The sequence below is a fragment of the Vibrio sp. THAF64 genome (assembly GCF_009363455.1).
Lineage (GTDB): Bacteria > Pseudomonadota > Gammaproteobacteria > Enterobacterales > Vibrionaceae > Vibrio > Vibrio coralliilyticus.
In genome coordinates, this window is sequence record NZ_CP045355.1 from 282144 (window position 1) to 300049 (window position 17906).

The 17906-nt window shown below is 44.8% G+C and carries 8 protein-coding genes; 4 read left to right on the top strand and 4 right to left on the bottom strand.

The features are described from left to right. Positions 1 to 515: 515 nt before the first annotated feature. The 3 genes from FIU99_RS01245 to aspA form a co-directional block, all read right to left on the bottom strand. Complete coding sequence (locus FIU99_RS01245) at positions 516 to 1964, bottom strand: YfcC family protein (RefSeq protein WP_006963251.1); 1449 nt, start codon at positions 1962 to 1964, stop codon at positions 516 to 518. 475 nt (positions 1965 to 2439) lie between these two features. Continuing rightward, positions 2440 to 3747, bottom strand: coding sequence for an anaerobic C4-dicarboxylate transporter (locus FIU99_RS01250; RefSeq protein ID WP_006963250.1), 1308 nt, complete (start codon positions 3745 to 3747; stop codon positions 2440 to 2442). A gap of 169 nt (positions 3748 to 3916) precedes the next feature. After that, a complete protein-coding gene (gene aspA / locus FIU99_RS01255) occupies positions 3917 to 5368 on the bottom strand; it encodes an aspartate ammonia-lyase (RefSeq protein ID WP_006963249.1) in 1452 nt (483 codons plus the stop codon). A gap of 319 nt (positions 5369 to 5687) precedes the next feature. Here aspA and FIU99_RS01260 point away from each other — a divergent pair, with 319 nt between their 5' ends. Beyond that, entirely contained in the window at positions 5688 to 6200 is a 513-nt protein-coding gene (locus tag FIU99_RS01260; RefSeq protein ID WP_006963248.1) for an FxsA family protein, read from the top strand. A gap of 348 nt (positions 6201 to 6548) precedes the next feature. After that, a complete protein-coding gene (locus tag FIU99_RS01265; RefSeq protein WP_006963247.1) occupies positions 6549 to 9146 on the top strand; it encodes an ExeM/NucH family extracellular endonuclease in 2598 nt (865 codons plus the stop codon). Positions 9147 to 9199: 53 nt separating this feature from the next. Here the strand turns inward: FIU99_RS01265 and FIU99_RS01270 are convergent, their stop codons facing one another. Continuing rightward, a complete protein-coding gene (locus tag FIU99_RS01270) occupies positions 9200 to 9577 on the bottom strand; it encodes a hypothetical protein (protein WP_006963246.1) in 378 nt (125 codons plus the stop codon). A 420-nt stretch (positions 9578 to 9997) separates the two neighbouring features. Here FIU99_RS01270 and FIU99_RS01275 point away from each other — a divergent pair, with 420 nt between their 5' ends. Continuing rightward, entirely contained in the window at positions 9998 to 10363 is a 366-nt protein-coding gene (locus FIU99_RS01275; protein ID WP_006963245.1) for a hypothetical protein, read from the top strand. A gap of 70 nt (positions 10364 to 10433) precedes the next feature. Beyond that, on the top strand, positions 10434 to 17660 hold the full coding sequence (locus FIU99_RS01280) for an RHS repeat-associated core domain-containing protein (RefSeq protein ID WP_006963244.1): 7227 nt from the start codon (positions 10434 to 10436) through the stop codon (positions 17658 to 17660). The last annotated feature ends 246 nt before the right edge of the window (positions 17661 to 17906 follow it).

The window sequence follows — 17906 nt, forward strand, 5'->3', positions numbered from 1 at the left end:
TATTTTGTTTCTGGAATTCATATTACGCTTGTCTGGGTAGGAATCTTAGAGATCAATCACAGTTCGTTTTTTATGCCTAAAGCCAGTGTTTTCAAGGGGTTTAACAATATCTATGCAGTTGTTATTGGTATGTGAACCCCCTATTTAACCATTTAAGGGGGAAGTTTATGCATAAGTTAAGGTTGAATGTCTGATTAATATCCTTACCAAGGAAAAATATTCAAATTTAAATTGTTTACAAAGGGTATATTAGATTGAAATTATGCACTCTAACTTTCTAGATAATTGCTTTTAAGTGTTGAGCTATTCGTTTTATAACAAAACTTTTGATAATAAATTTAATGTCGATCACATATTAAATTCGTAGGATTATTTTAGAGAATTAATATTGGATAAATGAAGATTATAGATAGGAATAGTTTTTCTAATTTTCAGCTGAACAGATAAAAGAAAAGCCGCACTAAGGCGGCTTTGGGGGCTCACATCCTGTGAGCGAGTGTAAGGAAAAGAGCAGGTTAGATAAGTGCGCCAATACTGATCATCACAACACAGAATAGTGTTAGAATGGCTAGCAATGGTGCCACCCATTTCACCCAGCGCACATAAGGCACACGGGCAATGGCAAGGCCGCCCATAACGACTGCCGAAGTGGGGGTAATAAGGTTGACCAAGCCAGAAGCCGATTGATAAGCCGTGATGACTAGGTCGCGTCCGACACCAGCAAAGTCTGCGAGTGGAGCCATAATCGGCATAGTGAGTACTGCCAGACCAGAGGTGGAAGGCACAAGGAAAGATAGCAATATCTCAAGGAAGAACATGACATTAATGAACACGACCGACGAAAGACCGGTCACCATCTGCTCCGCTGAGTACAAGATGGTATCAGTGATCATGCCGCGGTCCATGACAACTACAATCCCGCGCGCAATACCGATGATGAGCGCTACGCCAAGTAGGTCACGAGCACCATCAATAAAGCTGTTGGTGAACTCTTCTTCGCTCATACGTGCGACGAGTCCGACTAAAATCGTTGCTGCTAAGAACATGGCTGAGATTTCTGCCATCCACCAGCCAGCAACGGAGACACCGTAGATCATCACGCCGAATGAGCCGCCGAAGATGGTTAAAATGACTTTACGTGTGGTGGTGAACTCAAGAGATTCGCCAGTTTGATTACCAAGGAAATGCGCTTTGTTCTCTTCGTATTTATCGTAAACAATCGATTTGCTCTGGTCTTCACGCACCATACGGGCATAGCGCATCACGTAGGCGACACAAATGACCCAGCCGATCACCAGCATTAAGGCACGTAGCATGATGCCATCAGTAAACGGAATGCCAGATGCGTTAGCAGCAATGACGGTGGCAAATGGGTTTATGGTGGAACCCAATACACCAATGCCTGCGCCGAGTAACACCGTGGCTGCGGCAACCAGTGGGTCGAAGCGTGCAGCCATCATCACTGGCACTAACAGGGTGTAGAATGGCAAGGATTCTTCGGCCATGCCGTAGACGGTTCCTCCAGCAGCAAACAGAGCCATTAGAATGGGTATCATCATCTCTTCTCGGCCCTGAAGGCGCTGCGTTACGCGCTCAATCCCAGCATCGATGGCGCCCGTTTTTGTCACTAGCCCCAAGAAGCCACCAATGACAAGGATGAACAGAGAAACATCAATTGCGGCGGCTTCGTAGCTATTGTGGTCATAGAAGCCGTCAATGGGTGCTAGTAGTACGTCAATGACACCTTGAGGGTTGCCTTCTACAGCTTGATAAGTACCAGTGACAGGGACTTCTCGACCCAAATCTTCATTCATTGCTCGGTCATACTGGCCAGCAGGTACTATCCAGGTCAACATCGCAACCAGCGCAATTAAAACAAACAGAATCGTGTAAGCGGAAGGGAACTTAAAGTTGGCAAAGAAGCCGCCTTTTTTTTCTTCGGTAGGTACAGTTTGGGTGGTCATGGTGATCTCCTTACTCTTACTTGTTGAATAACAAATAAAAGTGAATCAGCGACTAGAGTTATAAATATAAACTCATAAATACTAAGTTATTGGAATAGTGATAATTATTTTGAGCTGATTACGAATAGCTCTTGGAGGTTATTTTAATTATTGATAGATTTTCTAACTTTGGTGATCTTCACAAAAATATTCAGTGTTATTTTTCTGACTTTTAAATAAGTTGATAATGTTAGGGTATTTGTTTAATTAAAATGGATTTCTATTCCTTTATCAGAGGTAAGGGCAAGTTATTTAGGTCATAACTGATGATGAATAAATAAAATGAGGATTTTTATTCATTGATTCGGATTTTCATTCAGGATGATTTTTTGGGAGATCTTTTGACTAAAGTCAAAATAAAACTGTGATGTGAGACTTTTTATTGAGAACAAAATTAAAAAGGGAGCACAAGCTCCCTTTATTTTTACCGTTTTAATTAGATCAGTAGCCCACCGAAAGTGAAGCCTAATGCAACGGCTGACGCAATGGTTACCACGCCTGGGATGAAGAATGGGTGGTTAAATACGTAGCTACCGATGCGAGTTGAACCTGTGTCATCCATTTCAACGGCAGCAAGCAACGTTGGGTAAGTCGGTAGAACGAACAGAGCGCTCACTGCGGCGAAAGACGCGACTGCTGTTAGCGGAGCAACACCAATAGCAAGGGCGGCAGGCATTAGCGCGACCGTGGTTGCACCTTGTGAGTAAAGCAACATAGAGGCAAAGAACAGTACCATGGCCAGCATCCATGGGTAGTCAGCCAGCAACGCACCTGCCACTTCTTTAATGCCATCCACGTGTGCATTGACGAAGGTTGAACCTAACCAAGCCACACCTAGAACACATACACAAGCGGTCATGCCAGAACGGAAAGTCGAGGCGTTAGGAATCTTTGACGCATCAATCTTAGTGAATAGAACGATCGCTGCTGCCGCTGCCAGCATCACTGTCATGATGGCTTCGTTACGCCCAAGTGCCGGGTCAACAATCAGACCTACTGATTTAGAGATGGCCGCTGCGTAGCAAACCACGAAGCCTATTGCCGCAAGGAAAATGTACGTGGCTGTTTTTGCCGTTGGCAGAATGTCGCGCTGCTTTTCCGTTGCGAGTTTGATCAGGCCTTTCTCTAAACGCTCCTGATAAATCGGGTCATCTTTCAGTTCACTGCCCATAAAGTTAGCGACAAAGGCGCCAATCATACAAGCGATGAAGGTGGTTGGGATGCACACCGCAAGCAGTGTCAGGTAGTCAACACCCATTGGTGCCAGCATTGCAGCGAATGCTACAACCGCCGCAGAGATTGGTGAAGCGGTAATCGCGATTTGCGATGCGACCACAGCAATAGAGAGAGGACGAGATGGACGAACACCCTGACCTTTTGCGACTTCCGCGATAACCGGTAGAGTTGAAAATGCCGTGTGGCCTGTACCCGCCATTAATGTCATAAGGAAAGTGACGATAGGCGCATAAAAGGTGATGCGCTCAGGGTTCTTGCGCAAGAAGTTTTCTGCCAGTTGTACTAACCAATCCATACCACCGGCAACTTGCATTGCAGCAATTGCTGTGATGACCGACATAATGATCAGAATAACATCAACAGGAATGTATGCCTGACTGGTCGGTACGCCAAGTATTAATGACAATGCGATAACGCCTGCACCGCCCGCAAAGCCGATGCCAATACCGCCGATTCTTGCTCCTAAAAAGATAAAGAGCAGAACGACTAACAGTTCGACCGCTACCATAATAGATACCTCATATTGTTAACTTAAATTCGATTATCTAAACACTCAGTGTCTAAACGTTTAGATAATGGAAGGAGGGAGCCACTGAATGAGTTAACCCTGATAAAATTGTGGTTAACCGTATTAGTGCCTAAAAAAGGGCCCTATTGGGCCCTCCTTGGTAGCAATCTTATTCGTAGCGTTTCGCTTTATACTTAGGATGCATAAAGTTTTCAACGTTCAAGATATCGTCCAACTCTTCTTCGGTCAGTAAGCCACGTTCTAGCACTACTTCACGGACGCTCTTACCCGTTTCCGCACAGATCTTACCGACGATGTCACCTTCGTGGTGGCCAATGTATGGGTTCAGGTAAGTCACGATACCGATTGAGTTGTAAACGTAGCCTTCACAGATCTCTTTGTTGACCGTGATGCCATCAATACATTTGTCACGCAGGTTGACACACGCGTTAGATAGTAGAGAAATGGACTCGAACATGCTTTGCGCGATGACAGGCTCCATCACGTTTAGCTGTAGCTGACCACCTTCTGCGGCAAATGAGATGGTGTTGTCATTACCTAGTACTTTGAAACACACTTGGTTGACCACTTCTGGTACCACAGGGTTAACTTTAGCTGGCATGATAGAAGAGCCTGCTTGCAGCTCTGGGAGGTTAAGTTCGTTTAGACCTGAACGTGGGCCAGAAGATAGCAGGCGCAGGTCATTACAGATCTTAGACAGTTTGACCGCCAATCGCTTCAACGCGCCATGTGTCATTACATAAGCACCACAGTCTGAAGTTGCCTCAATCAGATCTTCTGCTGGGACTACGTCTAGGCCAGTCACGTCAGCTAAGTGTTTCACTGCCAGTTTCTGATAGCCTTCAGCTGCGTTCAAACCGGTACCGATCGCAGTGGCACCTAAGTTAATTTCAAGCAGTAGCTTTGAAGTGTACTCAAGGGCACGGATTTCTTCATTCAGAGTCACCGCCCATGCGTGGAACTCTTGACCTACGGTCATTGGTACCGCGTCTTGAAGCTGAGTACGACCCATTTTAAGCACGTCTTTGAACTCTTGGCTCTTAAGCTCAAATGCACCTTTCAGGTACTCAATCGCTTCAATCAGAGTGTGAACACTGTTGTAAACGGCGATACGGAAACCCGTTGGGTAAGCACAGTTAGTCGACTGGCTCTTATTAACGTGGTCATTTGGGTTAACGAATTCGTACTGACCTTTTTCCTTGCCCATCAGCTCAAGTGCGACGTTGGCGATCACTTCGTTGGTGTTCATGTTGACTGATGTGCCTGCACCGCCTTGGAAGACGTCTGAAGGGAACTGATCCATGCACTTACCTGTTTCAAGGATCAAATCACACGCTTCAACCACGTATTTCGCGACATCTTTAGGAATAACGCCTAACTCTTTGTTTGCTAACGCCGCGGCTTTCTTGGTCATAACCATGCCACGGACAAATTCAGGTACGTCTGAAATCGTGACATTTGAGATGTTGAAGTTTTCGATAGCGCGTAGCGTGTGGATGCCGTAGTAAGCGTCGGCAGGAACGTGGCGTTCGCCAAGTAGGTCTTCTTCGATACGAGTGGCTGCAGCTGCAGTGCTTGGAGTATCAGTTAGGGTAGCCATCACAGGATCCTTAGATAATTATTCTGATGATAAAGTAAAATGCTAGCCATTCTGCAGTGTAAGAATCCTTTCGTCAGAATTTTTGGCTGTAAAATCCGTCCTGACTTATGGGGCTCATGATACTGTACCCAGCGGATAAAAATAGTAGCTTGATCACCTTTTTTGCTTTTGTTTAGTTAAACTTTTGCAAGATATGAACAGGGTATTAATAACCACAAAGTAGTAGTGGTTTATTGAGATTTCTATCACTCTTTTTTACAGCTTTAATTTGAGCTTGAATCAGCTTTGGGCTTACACTGGGCCTAACAAAGGAGGGCGTGTGTTTCCTATCTTATTATTGATGTTTATTTTCGTTCCTATTATTGAAATAGGCCTGTTTATTTCGGTCGGCGGTTACTTAGGATTGTGGCCGACGATCGCACTGGTACTGATTACCGCGTTTGTCGGTGCGTCTTTGGTACGCAGCCAAGGTTTACAGACTTTGATGTCAGTGCAAAACCGCTTGCAGCAAGGCGAGCTGCCTGCTCAGCAAATTCTTGAAGGTGTGATGCTAGCGGTCTCAGGGGTACTACTGCTGACACCGGGCTTTATGACCGATGCGCTCGGCATGTTGGTGCTATTACCGGCACCACGCGCTGCGATGGCAAAATACCTTATGAGTAAGATGACGGTGCAGTCTGTCGGTGGTGGCTTTCAAGGCGGCTTCGGTTCTGGAAACTTCCAACAAGGCCCTTTTGATCAAGACCCGTTTAATCAACAACCTAAAGACGGTAATACGTTTGAAGGGGAATATGAGCGTAAGGATGGAGACGATAATAATCGCCTTAATTAACGGACAAAACCCCGCGAACACTTGATAAATAAAGGCGCAATCACAGCGCCTTTATTTGTATTTGCCTCTAGAGCTTTAATTCTATTTATAAGCAAAAGCTAAACTAAATCAGCGATCTATTCTCATTTGTGCAACAAACGTTTCACCTTATGTTTAAACTTTGAAGTCTCTTCAAATATTCAGCATATCTATGAGATCGAAATCTCACTGTCACTGAATGTTGTTTTTAGTTTCATGAAAAAGATAAACACTTGTCGTGCTTTATAAGTCTTTTCTCAATAGAAAAGGTGATTTGGAACACGCTTTCTCAACCCTATACAACACGGAAAGCGATGCAAGGTGGACAGAATGAAACAAAAACTAACCCCAACCTTACTTGCAGCAGTGGTCGCAAGTGCTCTCTCCGCTCCAGCCATGGCGGATATCGTAATTTCTCAGTACGTTGAAGGTAGCAGTAACAATAAAGCTATTGAGATTGCCAACACTGGCGATTCAGCAGTGACGCTGGATGGCTATGAGCTAGCGAAATCGACCAACGGCGGCGGTGAGTGGGGCAGCAAACTGGCTTTAGATGGCCGTGTACTGGAAGCGCAAAGCGTTCTGGTTGTTGCACACACAAGTTCAAGTGATGAAATTAAAGCAGTAAGCGACATCCTAAATGGTTCAGTAATCGGATTTAACGGTAATGATCCGGTTGCGCTACTTAAAGACGGCAACGTACATGACGTATTGGGTAACATGGGCGGCTCAGATTTCGCAAAAGATGTCACTCTGGTACGTAATGTTGATGCGATGACGCCTTCTTCTACTTATGACGCTTCTCAATGGTCATCGCTGGCAAAAGACAGCATCGAAGGTCTAGGTGTACTGGATGGCGGTGAGACACCAGAGCCGTTCGCTTGTACTCAAGATGGTGCTGAACCTGTCTTTACATCGATTCAAGAAATTCAAGGTGAAGGTGATACGTCTCCATTCATCAATGGCTATCCATACATCACAGATGAAGACTTCTTCGTCAAAGGTGTGGTTAGTGCAGTGACCACAGGTCTAACAAAGGGCTTCTATCTACAAGCACTGGAAGATGACTACAACCCGAAAACATCGGAAGGTTTGTTCGTCCATACTAACCAGTCAAGCTCTGATCTCCAGCCTGGCGATGTGGTTTGTGTGAAAGGTAAAGTTCAAGAGAACTACAACCTGACGCAACTAAAAGCAGAAAACAACAACTGGGTTAAGCAAGGTGAGCAATCTGCTCCAGCAGCGACAGCGATTGAAGTGATGGCGGATGACGCTAACTTCGACCAGACGCTAGAGCGTTACGAAGGCATGCTGGTTAAGACCACTGAAGCGCTGGATATGCGTGTGACTCGCACCTTTGGTTACGATTACGCATCGCGTCGTAACAACATGGTTGTTGCTCAAGGCCGCATCAATATGCACCCTAACCAGAACTTTGCAGCAGGTTCTGACGAAGCGAAACAGCAGAGCACAGAAAACGCAGAGCGTCGCCTATTCGTTGAGTCTGATGCAAAAGCAGCTAACGGCACGGTTCCTTACTACCCAGACTTTGGCCGTACGGACGCTGACCAGAATGGTTCCACAGAAGACTACATCCGCATCGACGATACCATCGTTGGCCTAGAAGGTGTCCTAAGCTACAGCTACGGTGACTACCGTCTGATTGCGACTAACACCTTAACGAACGAAAACTTCGTACGTAACGATCCTCGTACTGAAGGCATCGATATGGAAGAAGGCGATCTTCGTATCGCGACATTCAACGTACTTAACTACTTCAACTCTCCGTTTGGTGGTGACGCTAACCAGCACGGCGACAACCGTGGTGCCAACAGCTTTGAAGAGTTTGAAGTTCAGCAGGCGAAAATTGTTAACGCAATTCTACGCCTTGACGCTGATATCATTGGTTTGATGGAAATCGAAAACAATGGCTTTGGTGACAGTGGTGCTATTCGTCAGCTTGTTGAGCAGCTAAACCAGCGTATCGATAAGAAGAAAGACCGTTACGACTTCGTTGCCGTTGACAGCAATGGCGATAAAGTGACGGATGAGAACGACTCAATTGGTACTGACGTTATCACTACAGGCGTTATCTACCGCTCTAAAGTGGCGAAGCTGAAAGAAGTACGCGTTATCGAGATGCCAAGTCAGCAAGCGCCTGAAGTGCTAGATGACGACGGTAAAGTGATCGAAGATGGTAAGAACTACCAACGTAACTCACTGGCGCCAACGTTCAAGATCAAAGGCACAGATGAGAAGATCACGGTTGCCATCAACCACTTCAAATCGAAAGGTTCTAAATGTTGGGAAGACGCAGCACCCGTTGACCAAGGTGGTCAGGGCGGTGTAGATGCTGACCAACAAGGCTCTTGTGAAAACTTCCGTGTTGCAGCGGCGGTTGCACTGGGCGATGCGCTGAAAGAGATCAAAGGTCATAAAGTAATTCTTGGTGACTTGAACTCTTACGGTATGGAAGATCCAATGCTGGTTCTGACGGATTACAGTGAAGAGAAATACGGTAAGCAGATCAAAGCGGCACGCAATACCTTCATTGGTGACACAGAGCAGTTTGGTGACCATGGTGCGGTTATTACGGAAGGGTATAACTACATTAATGCTGTTGCGATGAAGCACCCTAATAGCTGGAGCTACTCGTACAATGATGAAGTGGGCGCGCTAGACCACCTACTAATCAGCCCAAGCCTGAAGAAGCACTTTGTGGATGCGACAGATTGGCATATCAATGGCGGCGAATCGACACTATTTGATTACAACGATGAGTATAAAGGTGACTTACCGAAGTACAACGATCATTTCCGCTCTTCTGACCACGATCCAGCAGTTCTAGAACTGAACATGGCAGGTTCGTTCGGTTTTGGTGCTCTAATGTCATTGTTTGGCTTAGCGCTATGGCGTCGTCGTAAGTAAGCCACTCTTTTATAGAGACCAAGTAAAAACCGCCACATTCAGTGGCGGTTTTTTTATTCGTATAGGTCCGTTGGAACTTCGGTCTCGCAACGTGCTAGATCATAATCACGAGTAGTACCGCTATTGCCGCGGAATTGCATTCTTACAATCATTCCACGTTCGACGTACCAACGTAATTCTTCACAAGAGTATCGGTAGCTTAACTCGATAATGTGGGCAGTCGCCCAGCGAGAGTTACCTGGTAAGCTCGCCGAGTAGTAGATTACACCGTGATCTGTGACTCTTAAGTCTTTGATATCACTAAGATATTCTTTTGCTGTATTAATTGTTTCTTGATCAGCGGTTGGCTGAAGTTCTTCTAGGCTTTTCGTTTTACAAGCGCTCAAAGCCAACGCTGAAAGGCACGCCACTGCGATGTGTTTTAGTTTCATTATTGTTCTCGGTTGATATGAGATTAAGGACAAACCTTAAGGAAGAGTGGATTTTATTTATAAGTTATATCAATGTGTAGTGATAATTTTATAAAACTAAAATAAGTGTGAACTTAGATACATCGACTTCCAACTGAAAGCATCTGTTTGATAAAAACAAAGCTTCTATTGCGCTTTGAGTTTTTACCTAGCCCAACTATCTCCTGTCTTATATTCATTTTTACTAATTTAACTAACTGAAACCAAAGTGCTATTTATTCGATTGCATTGTGATTTATATCATATCTATGAATTAATAAGTTGAGCTTATATAAGTATTGATTAGTATCTGTGCTCTTTTATAAATTTCTCATATGATTCGTTTAATTGCGAAGGGCGGTAGCGTATCCAGTTACCGCGTTAAAGACTGAAATTTAATCAATGATGACTAAAAAATACTATGTCTTCGCAGTGGCTTTACTCATTTCCATTGCTGGCGCTTTATACGCAACGTTTTCAAGGCAGATAGCTCAGCCAATCACCGATGAGATGACGACTTTGGATGACAGCCGCGAATCGTTACCCCAAATAAAACTGAGTGAAGATGCGAATTTCCCTTCACCGGTGATTCAGCTTCAGCAAACCATTGCCCATGGTTTAGTTGAAGTGGAGAAAGCGGAACTCCCACTCCTTCGTGGAGACCTAGCGGAATTTTCACAAAGCAATATCCAAGAACAATATCAGCCTCCCGCAGAGCTTGAGAATCTGCAACTGAGGCTAAAAAGGCTGCAATCCATCAGTCAATAATCAATTCGCGACCTGAACTTTCAGAGTAACAAGCGTAATCCAATTAAGAATATAAACAGCAGTGGCTTATATGAAATCGAATCGTTTCACTCATACCTATGCGGTGTATGTTGTTTCACTACTGGCGGCAGCCTTTTCGCACCCAGCTCTCTCGCTAACCTCAGAAGAAGGAAAAAGCATTGAGCTATCTGGTGATTTTTCTGCGTCAGGCGGTCAGGCGACATACTCGCTGCCTATAGCGGTATCTCCGGGGCGTGCAGGATTACAACCTTCTGTGAGTTTGGAATATCGTAGTGACTCTCCTAACGGCATGCTTGGTATGGGATGGAGCTTAGGCGGGCTCTCTTCTATTTCTCGTTGCGGTAAAAACCTCAATAAAGATGGCCGTTGGGGAGGGGTTCGATTTAATGCGGATGACCGTTTTTGTCTTGATGGTCAGCGCTTGATTGCAGTCTCTGGCCGCGATGGAGAAAACCTGACCGAGTATCGAGTGGAAACAAACGGCTACTCGAAGATCGTTTCATTTGGCCGTGCGGGTAATGGGCCAGCCAGCTTTAAAGTCTGGTACAAGGATGGCTCGGTGTATGAATATGGTGCGACGTCTGATTCGCGAGCTGAGCTACCTGGTCAGTCGCACGTTTATAAATGGTCACTGAATAAGATCACTGATACCAGCAAAAACAACCACGTACAGTTCAGCTACCGTGAAGACAATAGTAATGGTACGCATCGAATTGACAATATCAGCTATGTAGGTGGTAAGGTCAGCTTTGAGTATGAAGCGAGAACGGATCAAATCGCGCAATATCTGTTTGGTAGCCAGTTAAAACGAAATGTACGCTTAAAAACTATCAAGACTTTTGACGCCAGCAACGCCCCTGTAGGGAGCTATAACCTTAAATATACTTACTCTGGGATCACCGCCCGAAGTCTACTAAATACGGTGGATTACTGCAGCAATGGCCAGTGCAGTACAGAAATCAATTTCTCTTGGAATAATAGCCATAACGTTCTTAGTAGGACCTCGACCAGTCTCAATTTTGAAGAAGTGAGCTTCTTTGATACCGACCGAAATGGAATGTTTGAACCCTATGGGATGTCTAAAAAAACGCCAAATCCTGCATGTTTAGGCTATAAAAGTCACTTAAACCAAGGTGTTGCTAAAGGCTTGAAAGGTGAGACGATTAACAACGTAGGTGGTTATGCGCTTTCCGGTAGCCTAGATTCTCCTAATTTGGTGGCGAGATCCTATGAATACAATATAAAGGGTTCAGAATGTGCACGTCGTGCCGGTCATTCAGACAATAGCAGTGACCGGGTTAGTTATGACTATTATTTGGATACAAAGAACCGGCTCAAAAGCTACTCTCCTAATACTAATGGTGTAATGGCAACCTACCAGTCTGAGCACTCTGCAGCCGACTTAAATGGAGATGGAAAGGAAACGCTCTTCTTGTCACCAAAGGGTACGTCTTACCCTATATCTGGTATTGCTGATATCGATAATGACGGTAAAGATGACTACTACGTTAAGTATACGAGTGATTTGGTCTTCTATTTATCAAGCCGTTCTTATAAAGAGTATGTGTTCCGTAGTGAAACTCCGCAGTGGCGACCAGATTTAGCTTTTCTCGCAGACGTAAACAGCGATGGTTACAAAGACCTAATTGCAGCGGGTGGTAACCAAGGCACCATTCGCGTCTATCTATTTAATGGTCATAGTTTTGTACACAGGTTTACTTCTGGGCGTTTGCATGGCGATGATTTAAAGAAAATCAAAGTCATCGACTACAACGCTGATGGTTACCCTGAAGTTTACGTTAACGGACGTTTCTACAAAAACAATTTCGGTAATATCAATTTTAGTCAGACCATTGGGTCAAACGTTTCGAAAATTGAGCAATTGGTTGACTACAATTCCGATGGTATCGTTGATTTTGTTCGCAATGATAACGACAAGTTATACTTGCTAACGTCTAGCGCATACCCGACAGATAAAATATCCAAGATTGAAGAGTTTGCGATTGAATACCGCGTTAGCTACAAATTAGCGACAGATACAAGTGTCCATAAACAAAAGCGTTACTACAGCTTCCCTTACGTTAACTCAACCCCGACCGCTTACCTTGTCTCTAGCGTTGTTAAACAGCCTAAAGGTTATGCATCCACCTCATATAGCTATCAGTATGAAGGGGCGAAGTCGCACTATTTGGGTGGTGGCTTCCTTGGGTTTGAAAAAATCACCGAAACAGAAAATGCAGAGGTCACCACTCGTACAGAAACCATATTTGAACAGCTGGATGTGGTGAAGGCGGGTGAGCCAAAGCTCGTATCCGTATTCAAAAACAATAAGAAAGTATCGGAAACATCGTACAGCTATCAAAAGTTGACCAATCAAGGCTACGGAGCCAAGTACTACCAGCTTTATGCTAATAAAGTCGTTAAGAAAAAGTATGGTTTGAGCAGCAGTGCAGTTGAGCGTCAGGAAGTGATTACTCGCTCAATGGATCGCTTTGGCAACTTAATCAATGAAAAATCAGAATTATCCAGTGAATTAGAAGGTGCGGGCAACTTTACCAGCAACACCCAATATCAATACGTCTCAACGGGTGTTAATCAAAACCATTACATTTATGACATTACCAGCGTTAGTAACGTCAACAATTTAGACACTCTGCTTCGTACTTATAAAGCGGGCATGGGGCGCTATTGTGGTGAAAACGGCGAAGTGTTCTTTAAGCCCAATGACTACATTGTGTTGATCCACAGTGATGTTGATATTCCTCTCGTTCTAGAGCGCTACGATAGTTATTTCAAATACCAGAGCAGTTCTTACAGCGTTGATCTCGATGGTTTAACGGTCTACAAAGGCCAACTTGCCAGCTCAAGCGCCAGCGAATTTAACAACTCAAACGCTAAGTCGTGCGGAAGCTATTCGTATAATGACTATGATGGTGACGGCAATATGGAGTTCACCACATCGTCAATGACGCGTGTGCAGACTGTCGGCCAAACGGGCGAGAATTATTGGAAGATCGGCGCCGTTGCCAGTTCTATCTCTACCATTGTTGATAACACCACCAATCTGAAGAGAACCATCGCGAACCAGTATGATTACAGTAGCAATGGTTTCCTTATCTCAGACAAAACAACCAGCTCGGATTATGAGTCAAGTGGTGATATTGCATTGGCTGGGAAATCGATCACCACACAATATAGCTATGATGATTGGGGTAATGTTGTCAGCCAAAGTGTAGAAGGCGCTGATTTGGCTAAACGCACGACGACCACCCAGTTTGATGCACAAGGTTTATTCTCAACAGCTTCCACCAATGCCGTTGGTCACCGCACGTCAACACAGTTTGATGCTCAAGGAAGGCTTAAACAGTCTGTGAGTCCGCTAAAAGGCCGCACCACAGGTTACACCTATGATGTTTTCAGTCGCGTAATGACAGAAACCCTACCGGGCACTGGCAATATCAACCACACCAGTTACGGTTTGGGTAGCCAATGTAAAGATGGAACGTCGCAAACCGTCAGCTGTGTTACGACATCGCCTGCGACAGGCGGCAAAGTGGTGACGCATTTTGACTACGCTGGAAGAGAAATCCGAAAACTGCATACAGGGTTTAGTGGCCAGCTTGTGGTAGTGGATACTCGTTGGGACCGTAATGGCCGTAAAGTCAGCGTAACCCGACCTCAGTTCCTTAGCAAAAAATCGCCTGCGCCAATAGTCACTTTTAGCTACGACGAGTTAAACCGTGAGTTGACTAAGTCGGAGCCTGCAAGCAACGGTGGTGTAGCCAGCTTTACCACCCGTTATCAAGGCTACTTAACTTCTGTGACTGATGCCCGAGGTTTTGAACACAGTACTTTGACCAACATCATGGGTCATATACTGCGCAAAAATGAGCCAGATAGCGCGTACCAAACCTATCAGTACTATCCGGATGGAAAACTACGTTCAAGCACGGATTCCGCAGGTAACACGACTCAAATCCGCTATGACAATTTAGGTCATCGTAATTCATTGGATGACTCAGATATGGGCCAGTGGAGTTACAACTACAACGCAGCGGGCGAACTGGTTTACAAGCGCGATGCGAAAGGAACGGTCACAACGATTGAGTACGATAGCCTTGGCCGAAAAGTGAAGCAGACCGAAGGGAGTAACGTTTCTACCTGGCGTTATGATGAACGCGGCGCGCTTGGCACCCTATCTGGTTTTGCTGGTAATGGCAGTGAAACGGACTATTACTATAATACCGCCGGTCTTACTGAAGAAGTCGCCGTTCAAGTTGGTGACGAGAAGTTCAGTACCCATTACTTCTACGATAAGTTCGAGCGTGTTGCTAGGGAAGTTCGACCAAATGGCATCGATACCACACTTGCCGGTGCGGCCAAGTTATTGAGCAGCACCAACAGCAACGATCGCCTAGCGGTTGAATATGTTTATAACCCTTATGGCTACGTCGCAGGGGTACGCAGCCCGCGAAATTATGCAGATGAAGTCTTTACCAGTGCTAGTTTCCGTGAAGGTATTCGTGAGCTGCTGAATGATGCGATAGCACAAGCCAATGTTTACCTAACTAAGGCAGAGCGCTACGCCACTCAGGAAAGCTTCTTTACCACTAAGGCGGCTGAGTACAATAGCAAAACCGTTAATGTGCACAATCTGGATGCCTCCTCGCAAGCCTTGCTGGGTGACGGCTATCGCTATAAGCAGTGGTGTAATGACCAAGGCGAATGTTACTTACGTCCAGCGACTTGGGTGTTGCTCCATGATGATGTCTCTATCCCACTAGATATTACGCTGGAAGGCGCGATTTATCGCCTAACGACTACCTTAGCCAATAGCCAACCGGGAGTGCGTAACTACAATGCGACCATCCATACGGTGCCAGCTTCGGAGTTTAATGCGCAAAACTTGAGTGCTTCACATGACTTCTTACTGACTGACTATGACAGCAATGGTCAGAAAGATCTGATGAGCAATAACGATATCTACATTGCTCAGGCGGATAGTGAAACACGTGACGAACTGTTGTTTGCTGCCGATGACTTATCTGAAGCTGCAACGGTGGCAACCACTCGCTATAAGTTCTACACCGACCTTGCAAGCCAGTTGATTAACCTGTCAGAAAAAGTGGCAGAGTTGAGTGGTTTGAACTGTGAATATGCAAATCAACTGGGAGGGAATCAGCTAGAGGCCTCTTCTCGTAATCATTGTGAGAATACTCAGCAATCTAGCCAAGCTGATCACCTCAATATGATTCTGACTCAATCAGAAATGGAAGAGTCATTAGATAACCCAGCCTACCTTTACTATTGGCAACGTCGTGAAACCGATGCGTATGATCATACGTTATCTGAAACGCTGGGTAATGGCCTGGTTAACACCTACAGCCATGATGCCAATACCGGTCGACCGAATTATATTACTACTCACAAAGCGAATGTGTTGTTTGATCCGCGCCTCTCTGCAAGTACCAGCCAAGGACGTAATATCCGCTTTATTCAGTATCGCTACGATAATCACAATAACGTGACCTATCGATACGATGAGCAGTTGGGCATTACCGATACCTGGACGTACGATGGTTTAGATCGCGTCACCAGCAATGCCATCAGTTTGGCAAATAAAACGCAACACGGAGTAAACAATCCGGACCTAGCGGGGCCGTTTAATTACCGTTATGACAAGCTGGGCAATCTGATCCATAAATCCGACATTGGAGACTACCACTACAGCGGCCAGCAGGCAGGACCACATGCCGTGACAAAAGCCAATGGGCTAAATTACCAATATGACAATAACGGTAATATGCTGCGCGCATGGGCGGATGGCAACTCGGCCAATGAGCGAGAACTGGAATGGACGGAATTCAACAAGCCGAACAAGATTACCCGCAACGGTAAAACCGTCGAGTTTTTCTATGACGCTAACCATAATCGTTATCTGAAGAAGAACAGCGACGGCATTGAAACCTTCTACTTTGGCAAGAGCTATGAGCGAGTCAAGGATACCAATACAGGGATTGTTCAACACAAACACTTTGTTTATGCCGATGGCAAGCTAATCGCACTCAATACTCAGACTAAGGGTGCAGAAGACGACTTGCAGGATAAACAAGTCCGTTACCTTCATTACGATGCGCTGAACTCGGTCGATATGATTACCGATGGCTACGGTTTAGTGGTAGAGCGACGCAGTTACGATACATGGGGTAAGCAACGTAAAGTGGCATGGTCCGACAAAGGGCCGTTGGATGTGGTACAAAGCGCCATTACTAACCGCGGTTATACCGGACATGAAGAAATTACCGAAGTTGGCCTAGTTCATATGAATGGCCGAGTCTATGACCAAGAGCTTGGGAGGTTTTTAAGTGCGGATCCCTATATTCAAGAGCCATACAGAACAAATAGTTTTAATCGGTACTCTTATGTGATGAACAATCCTTTGAAATATACCGATCCAAAAGGATATTGGTTTCAGGATGAAAATGGGAATGGATTAACAGGGACATGTAATACAGACAGTACAACTACCAACGGAATAACGGGAAGTGAAGGAGATTGGGGGACCGATGATAATGGTAACTTTTATGTGCGTGAAGATATAGCTGAGGATGGAATTGGCTACACCATGGAATACGCAAAGCGCTGGTGGGAGGGCCTTTGGGGGGGGCCTGGTAATACAAAGTACGATCAACTGAAGATGAGCGCCCGCAATGCCGTAAATCAATGTAGTCGAGGACGATGTGGCACAATGCAATACAATGCGATTAATAGTTTCAAAGAAATAAGCTATGAAAGGTATGCAAGAAACTTTGGAAAAGGTTTTGTTAGTAGTGTATTCGCAGGTTTTCAGGTTGTAGGTGGTGTTGGTCAAGTAGTTTTAGGGGGGTTGACGGTTCAATACGCTATTGGAGTACCGCTTTCAATGCATGGAGTTGCAAATATCCAAGAAGGAGTTACAACTTGGGGTAGTATGTTGGGGGTCGCACAACAACAAAATTATATGAAAGAGATTTACGGAACTTTAGGGGCTGGGCCTTTATATAACGAAATAGATTTGGCTTTAAGTGTTGGTGGTTTTGGCTTTGCAAAGTATACATCAGCTACATTAAGATTACCTGCTGAATACCCTACTGGTAGTCTTGGTTCGCCTGTTTTAACAAAAGATACTGTGTCGGCGTATGGCCAATATGCTGGAACTATGGGTCTCGTCGATATAAGCAATATAGTTAAAGGTGGAATGGAGTTTGATATAGAAGAAGATGAAAATTTAAAATGATGTTGTTAACTTTAGCTATAATAACTTCCATAATTAGTTTTTTCATTAAATGGAAAAGACTAAATATTCTTGGTATAAGCACGATGATATCTGGAGGGATATCGTTAGCATGTATGGATATATACAGCGGCAATGTTCTAATGTTGGTTTTTTCAACTATAATTTTGATTTTTAATGTTATTTTGCATTTTTCTCCTGATTAATTATATGTAGTTTTTAATTACATCATCCTTTACTTATTCATCA

Excerpts from the sequence above, each read along its gene's own strand:
- FIU99_RS01245 (WP_006963251.1), bottom strand. The coding sequence starts at position 1,964 with ATGACCACCCAAACTGTACCTACCGAAGAAAAAAAAGGCGGCTTCTTT.
- FIU99_RS01250 (WP_006963250.1), bottom strand. The coding sequence starts at position 3,747 with ATGGTAGCGGTCGAACTGTTAGTCGTTCTGCTCTTTATCTTTTTAGGA.
- aspA (WP_006963249.1), bottom strand. The coding sequence starts at position 5,368 with ATGGCTACCCTAACTGATACTCCAAGCACTGCAGCTGCAGCCACTCGT.
- FIU99_RS01265 (WP_006963247.1), top strand. The coding sequence starts at position 6,549 with ATGAAACAAAAACTAACCCCAACCTTACTTGCAGCAGTGGTCGCAAGT.
- FIU99_RS01270 (WP_006963246.1), bottom strand. The coding sequence starts at position 9,577 with ATGAAACTAAAACACATCGCAGTGGCGTGCCTTTCAGCGTTGGCTTTG.
- FIU99_RS01275 (WP_006963245.1), top strand. The coding sequence starts at position 9,998 with ATGATGACTAAAAAATACTATGTCTTCGCAGTGGCTTTACTCATTTCC.
- FIU99_RS01280 (WP_006963244.1), top strand. The coding sequence starts at position 10,434 with ATGAAATCGAATCGTTTCACTCATACCTATGCGGTGTATGTTGTTTCA.